This window comes from Nocardia sp. NPDC059154, assembly GCF_042755705.1.
In the GTDB taxonomy this organism is placed as follows: Bacteria; Actinomycetota; Actinomycetes; order Mycobacteriales; family Mycobacteriaceae; genus Nocardia.
Map to the genome: position 1 here is coordinate 75,842 of NZ_JBHZCS010000009.1, position 12,904 is coordinate 88,745.

The 12,904-nt window shown below is 68.5% G+C and carries 14 protein-coding genes and 2 pseudogenes; 4 read left to right on the plus strand and 12 right to left on the minus strand.

Going from position 1 to position 12,904, the window contains the following annotated elements; translation table 11 throughout:
- Positions 1-189: 189 nt before the first annotated feature.
- Positions 190-576 carry an amidohydrolase family protein gene (locus ACFXN1_RS10755; protein WP_379443571.1) on the minus strand — a complete coding sequence of 129 codons (387 nt, stop codon included), beginning with the start codon at positions 574-576 and terminating at the stop codon, positions 190-192.
- A gap of 138 nt (positions 577-714) precedes the next feature.
- On the opposite strand from ACFXN1_RS10755, the gene ACFXN1_RS10760 reads away from it, so the two are divergent.
- Positions 715-2,133, plus strand: a complete 1,419-nt coding sequence (locus tag ACFXN1_RS10760; RefSeq protein WP_379443572.1) for a DUF1254 domain-containing protein — start codon at positions 715-717, stop codon at positions 2,131-2,133.
- Positions 2,134-2,161: 28 nt separating this feature from the next.
- Here the strand turns inward: ACFXN1_RS10760 and ACFXN1_RS10765 are convergent, their stop codons facing one another.
- From ACFXN1_RS10765 to ACFXN1_RS10775, 3 genes and pseudogenes are all read right to left on the minus strand, one after another.
- Positions 2,162-2,854: a methionine ABC transporter permease gene (locus tag ACFXN1_RS10765; RefSeq protein ID WP_379443574.1), complete on the minus strand. Its 693-nt coding sequence runs from the start codon at positions 2,852-2,854 to the stop codon at positions 2,162-2,164.
- Between the two features lie 164 nt (positions 2,855-3,018).
- Positions 3,019-4,095 (minus strand): annotated as a pseudogene (locus ACFXN1_RS10770) (methionine ABC transporter ATP-binding protein); the annotation flags it as partial.
- The gene (locus ACFXN1_RS10775) at positions 4,092-4,967 is read right to left on the minus strand and encodes a MetQ/NlpA family ABC transporter substrate-binding protein (RefSeq protein ID WP_379443575.1); all 876 of its coding nucleotides are present in this window, start codon (positions 4,965-4,967) and stop codon (positions 4,092-4,094) included. The gene ACFXN1_RS10775 and the pseudogene ACFXN1_RS10770, both read right to left, overlap by 4 nt.
- Before the next feature lie 147 nt (positions 4,968-5,114).
- On the opposite strand from ACFXN1_RS10775, the gene ACFXN1_RS10780 reads away from it, so the two are divergent.
- Positions 5,115-5,978 carry a MetQ/NlpA family ABC transporter substrate-binding protein gene (locus ACFXN1_RS10780; RefSeq protein WP_379443576.1) on the plus strand — a complete coding sequence of 288 codons (864 nt, stop codon included), beginning with the start codon at positions 5,115-5,117 and terminating at the stop codon, positions 5,976-5,978.
- A 20-nt stretch (positions 5,979-5,998) separates the two neighbouring features.
- Here the strand turns inward: ACFXN1_RS10780 and ACFXN1_RS10785 are convergent.
- The 8 genes and pseudogenes from ACFXN1_RS10785 to ACFXN1_RS10820 all read right to left on the minus strand — a co-directional run.
- Positions 5,999-6,115 (minus strand): annotated as a pseudogene (locus tag ACFXN1_RS10785) (2-keto-4-pentenoate hydratase); the annotation flags it as partial.
- Positions 6,116-7,081, minus strand: coding sequence for a hypothetical protein (locus ACFXN1_RS10790; RefSeq protein WP_379443578.1), 966 nt, complete (start codon positions 7,079-7,081; stop codon positions 6,116-6,118).
- Between the two features lie 42 nt (positions 7,082-7,123).
- Positions 7,124-7,930, minus strand: coding sequence for a DUF4239 domain-containing protein (locus ACFXN1_RS10795; protein WP_379443579.1), 807 nt, complete (start codon positions 7,928-7,930; stop codon positions 7,124-7,126).
- Between the two features lie 302 nt (positions 7,931-8,232).
- The gene (locus ACFXN1_RS10800) at positions 8,233-8,979 is read right to left on the minus strand and encodes an adenosylcobinamide-GDP ribazoletransferase (RefSeq protein WP_379443580.1); all 747 of its coding nucleotides are present in this window, start codon (positions 8,977-8,979) and stop codon (positions 8,233-8,235) included.
- Entirely contained in the window at positions 8,976-9,188 is a 213-nt protein-coding gene (locus tag ACFXN1_RS10805; protein ID WP_379443582.1) for a hypothetical protein, read from the minus strand. Before ACFXN1_RS10805 ends, ACFXN1_RS10800 begins: the two co-directional genes overlap by 4 nt.
- A complete protein-coding gene (gene cobT, locus ACFXN1_RS10810) occupies positions 9,181-11,100 on the minus strand; it encodes a nicotinate-nucleotide--dimethylbenzimidazole phosphoribosyltransferase (RefSeq protein ID WP_379443583.1) in 1,920 nt (639 codons plus the stop codon). The genes ACFXN1_RS10805 and cobT overlap by 8 nt, the downstream gene beginning before the upstream one ends.
- Positions 11,101-11,197: 97 nt before the next feature.
- Positions 11,198-11,470 carry a hypothetical protein gene (locus tag ACFXN1_RS10815; protein ID WP_379443584.1) on the minus strand — a complete coding sequence of 91 codons (273 nt, stop codon included), beginning with the start codon at positions 11,468-11,470 and terminating at the stop codon, positions 11,198-11,200.
- A gap of 60 nt (positions 11,471-11,530) precedes the next feature.
- Positions 11,531-12,496 (minus strand): helix-turn-helix domain-containing protein, encoded by a 966-nt coding sequence (locus ACFXN1_RS10820; RefSeq protein WP_379443586.1) that lies wholly within the window; start codon positions 12,494-12,496, stop codon positions 11,531-11,533.
- An 86-nt stretch (positions 12,497-12,582) separates the two neighbouring features.
- Between ACFXN1_RS10820 and ACFXN1_RS10825 the strand changes: the two genes are divergently transcribed.
- Positions 12,583-12,705, plus strand: coding sequence for a hypothetical protein (locus tag ACFXN1_RS10825; protein WP_364616437.1), 123 nt, complete (start codon positions 12,583-12,585; stop codon positions 12,703-12,705).
- The coding region (locus tag ACFXN1_RS10830; protein ID WP_379463549.1) for a hypothetical protein at positions 12,702-12,904 on the plus strand (203 nt) is incomplete at its 3' end. The genes ACFXN1_RS10825 and ACFXN1_RS10830, both read left to right, overlap by 4 nt.

Genomic DNA, 12,904 nt, shown 5'->3' on the forward strand with positions numbered 1-12,904 from the left:
TTCACGTTCGTCTATGCCTGGTAGGTGGGGTTTCCCGCGAGGTAGGTGGCGTGGACGGCGATGTCGTGCCAGGTGTCCGGGTCGGTCGTGCGCGGGTCGCGGTCCAGGACAACGAGATCGGCGTACTTGCCCGGGGTGATGGAAGGCGAGGGCGTCGTCGACGCTGATCCGCTCCTCCGGGGCGAGGACTCACGAGGCCCCGGGCGTGCTCGCGGTCGCCGGGCCGCCGTAGAAGATGACGGGCCGCCCGGCGGGCGCGGCGGCCAGCGTTTCCTTCATGGTGCGCAGCACGTCCTCGGCGCCGGGGCAGGTGGTGATCGGGCGGATGTCGACGACCAGGTCGGTGAACATCATCTGGTCCTGGGTCGGATGGGTGTGCGCCTCAACGAATCCCGGCAGCAGCGCCCGCCCGCCCAGATCGACGATCTCGGTGCCGCCGCCGCGCCGGTCCAGCACCTCGTCCCCGCCGACGGCGATGATCCGGCCGTCGGTCACGGCGACATGGGAGGGATTCGGGTGGTTCGCGTCGACGGTGACGATCGGTCCACCGGTGACGATCAGATCGGCCGAGCTCATTTTGCGCGCTCCTTCGCTGCCGCAGCAGTACGGTAACCACTGGTTAGCCACTATACTTGCAGCGCCACTGCAATAGGGTGTTCGTTTCACCGGAAGTCCTCCTCGCCACCACACCCTCTCGGAAAGGACTCGGTATCAATGGATCTCCCGTCCACTGGCGACGCCCCGCGCGTCAACCGCCGCACGGCCCTCGGACTCGGCGCCGCCGCGCTGGCCACCCTCGGCCTGGCCGCCTGCAGCAAGTCGGGCAGCAGCTCGACCGCGACCATCACCACCCCCGCCTCCAACGACCCCAGGGCCGTCGCCACCGATGCCTACATCTTCGGGTTTCCGCTGGTGCTCATGGACGTCACCCGCGAAACCGGCGGCCCGGCCAATCAATTCGTGCACCAGAATCCGCCCACGCCGGAGGAGAAGCAGGTGGTCCGGCTCAACCTGGACACCCTCTACTCGCAGGCCTGGCTGGACCTGAGCACCGAGCCGATGGTGGTGCAGGTGCCCGCCATCGAATCCGGCCGATATTGGCTCATGCAGCTCCTGGACGCGTGGACCAACACGGTGCACGATCCGGCCAGCACGAACCCCCGGCTCGACGACGGGGTTACCAGCCCGCCGTACACCTACCTGGTCACCGGGCCGGGCTGGAAGGGCACGGTGCCCGACGGCATGACCCAGCTGGCCATGCCCACCGATACCAGCTGGTTGCTCGGCCGCATCGAGTACAAGGGCGACAACGACATCAAGCACGTGCGGGCTCTGCAGCAGAAGCTGAAGCTGGCCCCGCTCAGCGACTGGAGCGCCGACCCGAGCGCGGTGTACGGCGGCCCGGGCGCCCAGCTCGCGGGCGGCGGCGTCCCGGCCCAGATGGTGATGAAGATGGACGGCCCCACCTTCTTCACCCGCATGTGCGCGGTGATGGCCCGCAACCCGCCCGCGCCCGATGACGCCGAGGCCATGAAGCGGTTCGCCGCCATCGGCATCACCGCCGACGCCACCGCGAGCACCGCGCCCCCGGACGTCCTCACCGCGGCCATCGCCGATGCTCGCAAACAGCTCGCCGCCTTCCGGGACCCCCAGGCCCAGCATCAGAACGACTGGACCTTCGATCTCAATATCGGCACGTACGGCACGAACTACATGTTGCGGGCGCAGGTCGCGGCGGTCGGCCTGGGCGCGAATCTGCCTCGGGACGCGGTGTATCCGAGCATCGACACGAAGGCCGAGAGCGGCAGCCGATTCCGGGTGACCTTCGCCAAGGATCAGCTGCCGCCGGTCGGCGCGTTCTGGTCGCTCACGGCCTATGACGACCAGAGCTACCTGATCCAGAATCCGGCGGGCATCTACTCTGTGGGCCACCTGGTGCCGCTCAAACCCGCCGCCGACGGCACGGTCGAGATCGCCGTGCAGAGCGCCGATCCCGGCGCGGACGTGCCCGACGGGCACTGGCTGCCCATTCCGGAGACCGGCCCGTTCTCCCTCACCCTGCGGCTATACGCGCCAAAAGACGAGGTGCTGAACGGGCAGTGGCAGGTTCCGAAGCTGGAGAAGCTGAGCTGACCAATGTCCCGCCGGGTCGCGCGCGTCCTCATCGGCGCAGCACCCGGCGGGCCAGCCAGTTGCCGAGGAACTGAATCCCCTGCACCCCGGCGATAATGATCAGCGTCGCCACCAGCGTGACCTGCCAGTCGAACCGCTGATAGCCGTACACCAGCGCGAAGTCGCCCAGCCCGCCACCGCCGACCGTCCCGGCCATCGCGGACATGTCGACAATGGCGATGACAACGAAGGTGTACCCGAGCACCAAGGGCCCCAACGCTTCCGGAATCAGCAGGGTGAGAATGATCCGCAGCGGCCCCGCCCCCATCGACCGCGCCGCCTCGATCACCCCCGGATCCACGGTCACCAGATTCTGCTCGACAATCCGCGCGATCCCGAACGAAGCCGCCACGATCATCACGAACGCCGCCGCATCCGTCCCGATCGTCGTCCCGATCACCTTCAGCGTCACCGGCCCCAGCGCAGCCAGCAAGATGATGAACGGAATCGGCCGCACCACATTCACCAGCACGTTCAACACCAGATTGATCGGCGCGTTCGCCAGCAACCCACCTTTCCGCGTCGTAAAGAGCGCGGTCCCCAACGCCAGCCCAATGGTGCCGCCGACAACAAAGGTGAGCAGCACCAGGTAGATCGTGGTCCCAACAGCCTCACTGAGCACAGGCCGCAGCCGATCCCAATCCGTATGTACGGCAGCCAGACTGCTCGCAGCGCCGCTCATGCACTCCTCCGATCGCTCTCGGCTTCTGCGTTGTGCTCTGCCGACTCGGCGGAATCCACCGCCGCTCCCGGACGAACGGACGCCTCAGGCTTGAAACGCTCGGGCGTAGCAGATTGGGCGCTGTCGGGAGACGCTGCTGCCATGGTGTCCGTGTTTGTCGACCCGGCGAGCCTGGGGGCCGTTGTCGCGGCGCGGGTGGCGAGGCGCTCGGCCACTTGACGCACGGCGTCGTCGGGGCCGTCCAGGGCGAGGGTCAGGCTGCCGAAGGTTTTGTCCTGCAAGGTGCTCACGCCGCCGAAGACGATCTCGAAGCTCACGCCCTGGGCTGCGGCGGCGGACAGGGCCGGACCGATCCCGTTCTCGTCGTCGACGGCAACGGTCACCAGGCGGCCGGCACGCCGTTCTCCCAGCCGCCGTAGTTCGTCGGCGGTCGGACGGTTGTGCAGGACCGTCTCGACGAATGATCGGGTGGGTGGGGCGGCGGGTGCCGAGAACACCTCGAACGTGCTGGCCAACTCCACGATTCGGCCCTCGGCCAGCACTGCCACGCGGTCTGCCACCGCGCGGATGACGTCCATTTCGTGGGTGATGACCACGATGGTGACGCCGAGCTCGCGGTTGATCTTCTTCAGCAGTCGGAGCACCTCGCCGGTGGTCTCCGGGTCCAGCGCAGAGGTCGCCTCGTCGGCGAGCAGTAGTGACGGCGAGGTGGCCAGTGCCCGGGCGATGCCGACGCGCTGCTTCTGGCCGCCGGACAACTGGTCCGGGTAGCTGCGCGCTTTGTCCGAAAGCCCCACGAACTCCAGCAGTTCCGCCACGCGCGCCTTGCGCCGCGCACGTGGCCAGCCCGCCACTTTCAACGGGTATTCGATATTGCCGGCGGCGGTGCGCGAGCGGAACAGGTTGAACTGCTGGAACACCATGCCGATATCGCGGCGCAGTTGCCGCACCCGCGATTCCGGGACGCCGGTGATGGGGTCGCCGGAGACGAGCACGGTGCCGCCGGTGGGTTGCTCGAGGGCGTTGATCAGCCGGACCAGCGTGGACTTGCCCGCGCCGGAATAGCCGATCACACCGAAGATCTCGCCCCGCTCGATGCGCAGGTCGATGCCGTCGAGCGCCGTGTGGCGCTGCTTGCCGGTCCGGAAAACCTTGGTGACCGACCGGAATTCGACGGCCGCGACGGAGCTCCCGCGGGTCGCGGCCGAATTCTCGCCGGTTGCGGCACCGTCGTCGCTCACTTGCTGTCGCGGATCGTCTGCTGCACCCGCGCCAGGATCTGCTCCAGCTCGGGCCCGCTCTTCGTCACTTCGAGCGAGGTGCCCTTGGAATCCTCCTGCACCGACTTCTGCACCTCGGGGCTGTGGAAGATGTCCACCAGCTTCAGGTAGGTGGCATTGCCTTTGTCCGCGGCCCGGGTCACGAACGCATTGATGTACGGCTCGGCGCCGGGATTGCCCGGATCATCCTTGTACAGCGCGGATTTCGGATCGATTCCGGACTTGAGCAGGTAGGTGTTGTTGACGACGGACCCGTCCACCGACTCCAGCGACAGCGCCGTCTGCGCCGCGTCGACCGCGGTCACCTTCACCTTGGACGCGCCCTTGTCCACGTCGGCGGGCGTCGGCTGGCGAACGGACCCGTTGATCTTCAGCAGTCCGGCCGCCTGCAGGACGAACAGCGCCCGCGCCTGATTGGTCGGATCGTTCGGAATGGCGATCTCCCCGCCCTGCGGGATCTCGGCCACCGACTTGTGCTTCTTGGAATACAGCCCCAGCGGCACGATCTGCGTCGCCCCGATCGGCGTCAGATCCTGATTGTTGGCCACGTTGTACTGCCCCAGGAACTGCAAGTGCTGGAACAGATTCACATCGATCTGCTTCTGCGCCAGCGCCGTATTCGGCTGCGAGTAGTCCGAGTAGTGGACGATATTCAGGTTGATGCCCTGTTCCTTGGCCTTGTCCTTGAAGACGTCCCAGTGCGGATCGGACTCGGTGGTGCCGATGCGCACCGTGGTGCCGCCGGAGTCGCCGCTGCTGCCGCAGGCCGTGAGGGTGAGGCTCGCGACGGCTGCTACCAGGACCGGGATCGCCAGTACCCGATGGAATTTCACTCGTGCTCCCGCATGCTTGTACTGCTTCGTGACCGGTGGAAATCGAACCCGGCCATGCAACCGTGCGGGCAATCGCCGGGCAATGATTGCGATCCCGGGGAGCCAAACGCTTCCGGCCGCGACGACCGCTCGCCTACGGTGCGTGAAATGCGAAGATTCCGCCGTTTCCTGGTGATTCCGGTCCTGTTCGCGCTGGCCCTGACGGCCGCCTGTGGCACGGAACACCACGGCGACGTGGTCCGCATCGGCGTGAACGATCTCTCACAACCGCACTGGGACGTGTTCAAGAGGAAGGCCGCCGCCGCGGGCATCACGGTCGAGTTCACCAATTTCACCGACTACAACCAGCCGAATCCAGCGCTATCCCAGGGGCGCATCGACCTCAACAAGTTCCAGCACATCCGGTATCTGGCCAACTACAACGCCCGCAACAACGACACGCTCGTACCGATCGGGGCCACGGAGATCTATCCGCTGGGCCTGTATTCGAAGAAGCACAGGTCGGTGTCGGAGATCCCCCAGGGCGGGGAGATCACCCTGAGCAACAATCCCGCCAATCAGGTGCGGCCGCTGCTCAACCTGGCCGCCGCCGGGCTGATCGTGCTGAAGAACGGCGGCTCGTGGGATTCGAAGCTCGAGGACGTCGACAAGTCCGCCTCCAAGGTCCGGCTCACCACCATCGACCCGACGCTGACCGCCGCGTCACTGGACAGCGTGGATGCCGCCTACGTCGACGACACCTGGGCGCGGCAGGCGGGACTGACCAATGATCGGATCATCTACACCGATGACCCGAACCGTCCGGACCTGAAGCAGTACATCAATATCTTCGCCGCGCGCGCCGCAGACAAGGACAACCCGAAGTACGTGCAGCTGACGCAGATCTACCACGACCCGGAGGTAGAGGCGGCGATCAAGGCCGAGGCGGGATTCCAGGGCATTTTCAAGACCAACACCCCGGCTGATCTCCAGGCCACCGCAACTGACCTGGAAGCCAGATTCCGGCAATGACTTTCGACTCGACGACTGCTTCCCGCGAACTCGCCGATGAACTCGTCGCCCGGGCGGGCGTCGACGGTGCGGGTGCAGGAGCCGGGCAGCACGATGTCGTCTGCCTCGAGGCGCACCCCGGTTGAGGCGACCTTGCGCTAGTCGACCGCTCCGCGGTGGGCACGAGCGAGGCGGGCGCGGGCCCCGGCGATGATGGTGATGATCATGACGGTCATGACCTGGAGAGCGGTCAGGGGCAGCCGTTGCTCGGTTGGGATGGGGGCGGCGTACTCGACGGGCGGCGGTGGGGGCGGCAGCGGCGGAACCGGCACCGGGGCAGGGGGAATCGCCGCAGGCGCCGGTACGGGTATCGGTGCGGCCGCGGGCACAATGGCAGGCGCGGGCGGGATCTGCAGCGGGATACCGGGTCCCGGCGCCATGGGCACCGGCAGCATGAGCATGCAGGTCAGCAGTGCGCTTCCGGTGGCCGCGCTGCCCACCGCCACGCTGCCCGCTCCGGCCGAGCCCGGCCCGACCAGCCCGCTGGATCCGGGCACGAAGCCGGGGCCGATCAACCCCGAGCCCATGCTGCTGCCGGTCAGAAGGCCCAAACCCAGTGCCGCACTGCCCAGCGCAGCGCTGCCCGCACAGGCGGTGAGCACGCTGCCCGAGTTCAGGCCGAGCAGGCCGCCGAGGGTGTTCGGGGCGGAGGCCGGACTCTCCGTGGCCGGTCCGGGTATTGCGAGATCCGCTGTGCGCGGCGCGGTTTCGCCCGCTGGTTCGGCGCTGCCGGACGCGCCGGTACCGAGCGGGACTCCGGCCACCGGACTCTGCGCCACTCCCGCCGAGCTGCCGGTGGTGGCCCTACCCTTGCCCGCGCCACCCTGGCTACCGGTGTAGCTGCTGCCCGTACCGAGCCCGAGCGCGCTCCCGGTGGACGCGTAGATCGGTGCGGCCCCGGTATCCGGAGCCGCGCTGCCGCTGATGATCTCACCGATCAGCGGCAGCTCCGGGAGTCCGGGATCGGCGGCGGCTACCTTCGGATGAATGGCGAGCAGCGCCGCGGTCAGTGGTACCGCCGTCGCCGCCGCGAATCCTCGTGCTGTTCTTCGAGTTCCGTTCACGTTGCCTCCGAAAGCCAAGTGCGGGTTGCTCGGTCGAGCAGATCAGCGCGGATTGCCGCCGCTCGCCACCGGCGCGTCCGAGGCGATGTGCTGGAAGCGGGCCAGGGCCAGTTCGTACGCGTCCTTGGAGACGTGATTGCCGCCCGAGAACGGCTGGTCCAGCTGGTAGATGGCCACGATGACCGCGCCGATCACCACACCGAAGAGTCCGGTCATGAGGATGCTGCGCTTGGTGACCACCACGCCGGAGAAGACCGTGCCGAACAGCAGCATGACGGTCGCGAACCACAGCGCCACATAAAGGAATCCAGGCAGTCGGTATGCTGCATCCAGGCCGCGGTCGTAGCGAGCCTCGGCGATCGCGTCCACCGCGGTGAGCGCCTTGTCCTGGGTCGACTTGGCATCGGCGTCGGTGGCGGGCGCGGAGGCCACCGCCTGGCGCAGATCGTCCAGCGTCGCTTGCGCGGCCGGGCTCAGCCGCCGCTGCTCGTCCATGACTTTCCACTCGTCGCCGATCACCTGCTTGGTGTAGTCGGTCACCAGCGACTGGATCTGCTTACGATCCTGCGCCGGCATGTCATTGGCGGTCTCGTACACGCTGACCAGCGCCTTGCCCTCGCTCACCGTGTGCCCATGGGAGGTGTCGTACTGCTCCCACAGGATCACCACCACGAACGCCACAATGGCCGCGAAGAACATATTGACCATGTCCAGCATCATGTGCCCCGCCCCCGCATCGTCGCTGTGCCGCCACGACTTCGGCCGCACCCGATCCCCGACGACGAAGACCCCCACCGCCACCACCGCGAACAACACCAGCACACCGAGCTGCATCAGGATTCCGAGCATTGCACGACTCCATTCCCACCCACGGCAGTTGCGATCATGAGGTATTCGCGGCCACCGGGCGGTCGGATCGCGAAGGGCAAACGAACTGCCACCCTGTTGCGACGAATGCGGCAAATCCACTGCGCGCCTCGATATTTCGCATACTCGGGCGTGTCGCGCTGCTCATCGACTGAGCCCAACGGATGCTGCCCGCCGACACCTTCGTCCCGATCCCGCGAGCTCGGCTCCGGCTGCCGAATTCCCGGCCGATGGCACCGACCTTCAGCCCACGCAGTTGGCGGCGAGGAATCCCGCCGCAGCACCTAGTGGGCGAACGACAGCACTGCGGCAGCGACCGTGACGCTCACTTCCAGTGCAGCACCGAGCACGTCACCGTTGAGGCCGCCGAACCGCCGCACACAGTGCCGCACCAGCAGCATCGCCCCCGCCAGCGCCACTACCACGGCCAGTGGCCCCTGCCACGGATTCCCGGTGGCGAACACCGCTGCGAGACACGCGATCCCACCCCAGACCCAACCCAGAACGGGATGCTGCGTCCCCGCCACCAACGCCCCGAATCCTGCACCCGGAGCCGCGTCGATCCCCCTCCGGCAGGCCAGCACAACCGCGACCCGCCCGACAGCGACCGCGACCACCACCGCGAGCCACCGCCCGCCCCCGGCCAACGCCCCCAGCGAAACCGCCTGAATCCCAATGACGAACACCAGCGCCGCCACCCCGAACGGCCCCGCCCCACCACTCTTCATGATCTCCCGAGCCCGCTCCGGCGACCCATAACTCCCGAGCCCATCCATGGTGTCGGCCAGCCCGTCGATATGCATCCCCCGCGTGATCAACGCCAGCCCGGCCACCGCCACAAACCCGGCCAACAGCCACCCGGCCCCCAATTCACCCAGCCCCCACAGCAATCCGGCGCCCAGTCCCCCGAGCAGCACCCCGACCAGCGGCGCCCACGCAATCGCCCGCCCCGCCACGGCCCGATCCACCTCGTCCGGCCCCCGCACCGGCAGCACGGTCAACCACGACACCGCCAGCCGAACCCCGTTCACACGATCACCCGGAACCGCTCCCACGCTGCCCATTGCGCAGCTCCGACCACTCCGGTGCCGGGCACATCGGTGGAGCTGCCGTGCGCGCGCTGGTCGCGGGCGGCGGCACTCGGCCGGGACGTAACGACCGCTTGGCGTCGTACCGGGTTGCCCGGCACCGCGTCTCGCGAGGCGGGACTCGGTGCCGCGAGCGGTGGGGAGCTAGGCACCGGCGGCTTCGGCGCCCGTGTCGGCCGTGCTGACTCCGGCGGAGTCGAAGGTCGCCATTTCGCCGAGGGTGGCGACGGCGGCGCGGAGCAGCGGGAGGGCCGCGACCGCGCCGGAGCCTTCGCCCAGGCGCATGCTCATGTCGACCAGGGGCTCGAGGTCCAGGCGCTGGAGGGCGATGGTGTGGGAGGGCTCGCTGGAGCGATGGCCCGCCACCCACCAGGCGCGCGCGCCCGGGGCGAGTTGGTCGGCGACCACGGCGGCGGCGGTGACCACGACGCCGTCCAGGATGACCGGGGTGCGGCGGGCGGCGGCGCGGGCGAGGAAGCCGGCCATGGCGGCGAAGTCCGCGCCGGATGCGGTGCGCAGCAGGGCAACCGGGTCCTTGACCACCGGGCGGGCCCGCCACATGGCGTCGCGGACGGCGGCGGTCTTGCGGATCCATCCGGCATCGTCGACGCCGGTGCCGCGGCCGACGGCGATCACCGGCTCGGTGTCGGTGACGGCCGCGATCAGCACGGTGGCGGGCGTGGTGTTGCCGATGCCCATGTCGCCGGCGATGAGAAGGTCGGCGCCGGAATCGATTTCCTCGTCGGCAATGGTCGCGCCCGCTGTCAGCGCCGCCTGCACCTCGGCCTCGGTCAGCGCGTCCTCACGATCGATGGAACCGCTGGACCGCCGCACCTTGTGCCGCGAGATCTCCGGCGCGGTATCGGAATCCACCGCGATGTCCTCGACCCGGACGGTGGCATCGGCCAGGCGCGCCAGCACATTCACCGCCGCCCCGCCGTTCAGGAAGTTGGCGACCATCTGCCCGGTCACCTCACTCGGGTAGGCCGACACCCCGTGCTGCGCCACCCCGTGATCGCCCGCGAAGACCACCACCCGAGCCCGCTCGAACTGCTTGGGCGGGCACACACCCTGACATGCCGCGACCCAGTTGGCCAGCTTCTCCAGCCGCCCCAGCGCCCCGGCGGGCTTGGTCAGCTGCAACTGCCGCTCCTCGGCGGCCTTCCGCACGCCGGCATCGGGACCCTGCACCGGCCCGAACGAAATCCGCACGGGCTTGGTCAGAACCGGGGCACCCGAAACGTCCCCGGCCGCGGTCGCGGAACCCGCACCGGCCAGGTCCGCACCGTCGGTCGCGGTATCTGCACCGACCGCCGTCACATCGTCCTGCGCGGCCGAAGTGCCAACTGCCGCCGCGGCACCCAGCACTGCACCGGCGCCGACCGATCTAGCCTCCGCGGTAGCGGCCGAAACCGGCTGCACCGCAGCCCCATCCGCATCGGCTCCGTACGCCTGGGCCGAAGTCGCCACTGCGGCGGCAGAATTCGCTGCGGCCGCATCCGCGAGCGCGGCCGCGACGTCCGGCTTGATCCGCATCGGCTGCCCGGCCACCACCAGGAAGACCTCGTCGCAAACCTCCGCGAGCCGCTGGTTCAGCGTGCCGATCTCATCGCGGAACAGACGACCGGAGGCGGTCGCCGGAATGACGCCGAGCCCGACCTCGGGGCTGACGATGATCAGCCGCTGCCCGTATCCGGCCACCGCGCTGACGAGCGCATCGATATCGGGCGCGACGATGCCGCGCGGCGACTCCCAGGCGGCGCGAGCGTCGAGCCGCGCGGTCAGCCAGGTGCCCAGGTCGTCGACCAGGGTGACGGGGGTGGCCTCGGCCAGTGCGGCGACGGCGTCGCCCTCCACGATCGTCCAGTTCGCGGGCCGCCGAGCCCGGTGCGCCGCAATACGTTCGGCGAAGTCGGCGTCGGCCGGATCGGCCACCGCGGTGGCTACGTACCGCACCGCCTCCGACGCGACCAACTGTTCCGCGTAAGCCGACTTCCCGGACCGGGCGCCACCGAGCACCAGGGTCCGCAGCGGCCGATCGGTTGTCTGAGCAGTGTGCGACACGTCAGCACGGTATCAACTGCAGCTGTGCTCCGGCCGAGTAGGCACGGCGATCACACACCTGCGGACGGCAGTCTCACCGCCCGCGTCCGGATACGGCTCAGGAGCTCTGCTCGTTGCGCACGCACATGACCTTCAGGTCCTTGGCGGTATACGACCAGTCCGTGCCCTGCGGGCAGTCCGATCGATGGTTCACACTCGCGATGATCTTGCCGTCGTGCCGCCCCGAGCAGGGCGCCGGCTTCACATGCGAATCGGGCGAAGTCCCCACCACACAGTCCCCCGCCGCATTCCGCGGATCCTTGCACCCGGCGGTCCCACCGGCCACCAGCACCGCCAAAGGCACGGCCGCGATCATCACTCCCCAACGCACGGTTGCGCATCGTAGCCGGAGGCACTGCTTCGGACAGCGCCTGTTTCAGGCACCAGCCATTCAAGACACGCGGGCGCCGAACCGCCGCCGATACTCGACGGGCGCGATCCCCACCACCCGCTGGAAGTGATGGCGCAGCAGCGCCCCGGACCCGAATCCGCAACGGTGAGCGAGGGATTCGAGATCCAGGTCGGTGTCCTCCAGCAACTGCTTGGCCAGCAGCACCCGCTGCCCGGTCAGCCATTTCACCGGCGTCGTCCCGGTCTCGGCGGCGAAGCGGCGCGCGAATGTGCGCGTCGACATGGCGCTGCGCGCGGCCAGCGCTTCGACCGTGTGCGGAAGTTCCAGATGCTCACCCATCCAGTGCAGGGTTTCGCTGAGGCTGTCGGAATCGCAGTCCACCACCGGCCGCTCGATGAACTGCCGCTGCCCGCCATCGCGTTGCGGCGGCACCACCATGCGGCGGGCGATGGCATTGGCGACGCTGCTGCCCAGCTCGCGCCGCACCAGATGCAGGCAGGCGTCGATGCCGGCCGCGGTGCCCGCGCTGGTGATGAGATTGCCCTCGTCCACGTACAGGACATCGGGATCGACGGTGGCCTGCGGAAACTGTTCCGCCAGCAGATCGACATATCGCCAGTGTGTGGTGCACTTGCGCCCGTCGAGCAGTCCGGCCGCGCCGGCGAGGAAGGCCCCCGAGCACACCGTGAGCACCGTGGCCCCGGCCTGCGCGGCGTCCCGCACGGCATCCACCACGCGCCGATCGAAGGGATTGTCCGCGAAGATCGGAAAGGCCGGAATGGCAACCAGATCCGCGTCGCGCAGCTCCTCCAGCCCGTACTCCGGAGTCACGTGAATGCCGGGTGAGCTGGACTTCAGCGGCTTCCCCGGCTCCGCACCGCAGACCCGATAGTCGAAGGCGGGCAGTCCATCGGCGGTCCGGTCGAGGCCGAAAATCTCACAGACGACGCCGAATTCGAACATGGCGAGGTTGTCGTTGAGTACGACGGCGACCTTCGAGAGCATGGTCCGATCCCCTCTGGCCGGATATTTGCGAACAATGTCAGAACAGCCACTGTTGGCAGGAACTTCTCTAGAGAAAACTTACTGCCATGCAAGCACTGTCCGCAATCGTCGCAGCCGGAACCGCCATGGCAGCGCTCGGCACCCTGACCTTCGGCTTCATGGCCGGAGACACCACCGAACCCCTCGATGAGAGCGAGATCCGCGCATGACCACCATCACCTCCGGTCAGTTCCGCACCGCGACCGGCACCCCCGAGGCAGTCACCATGTTCCGCCGCATCGTCGCCCTGCTGGCCGCGGCCGGCCGGGCCGTCCCCTTCCACCGCGAAAACGCCTGGGAGATGGCCGGTTCCAGCCAGGTCGTCGACCGCGACCGCGACCGCATGGCGCTCGAGATCCGCGCCCTGTC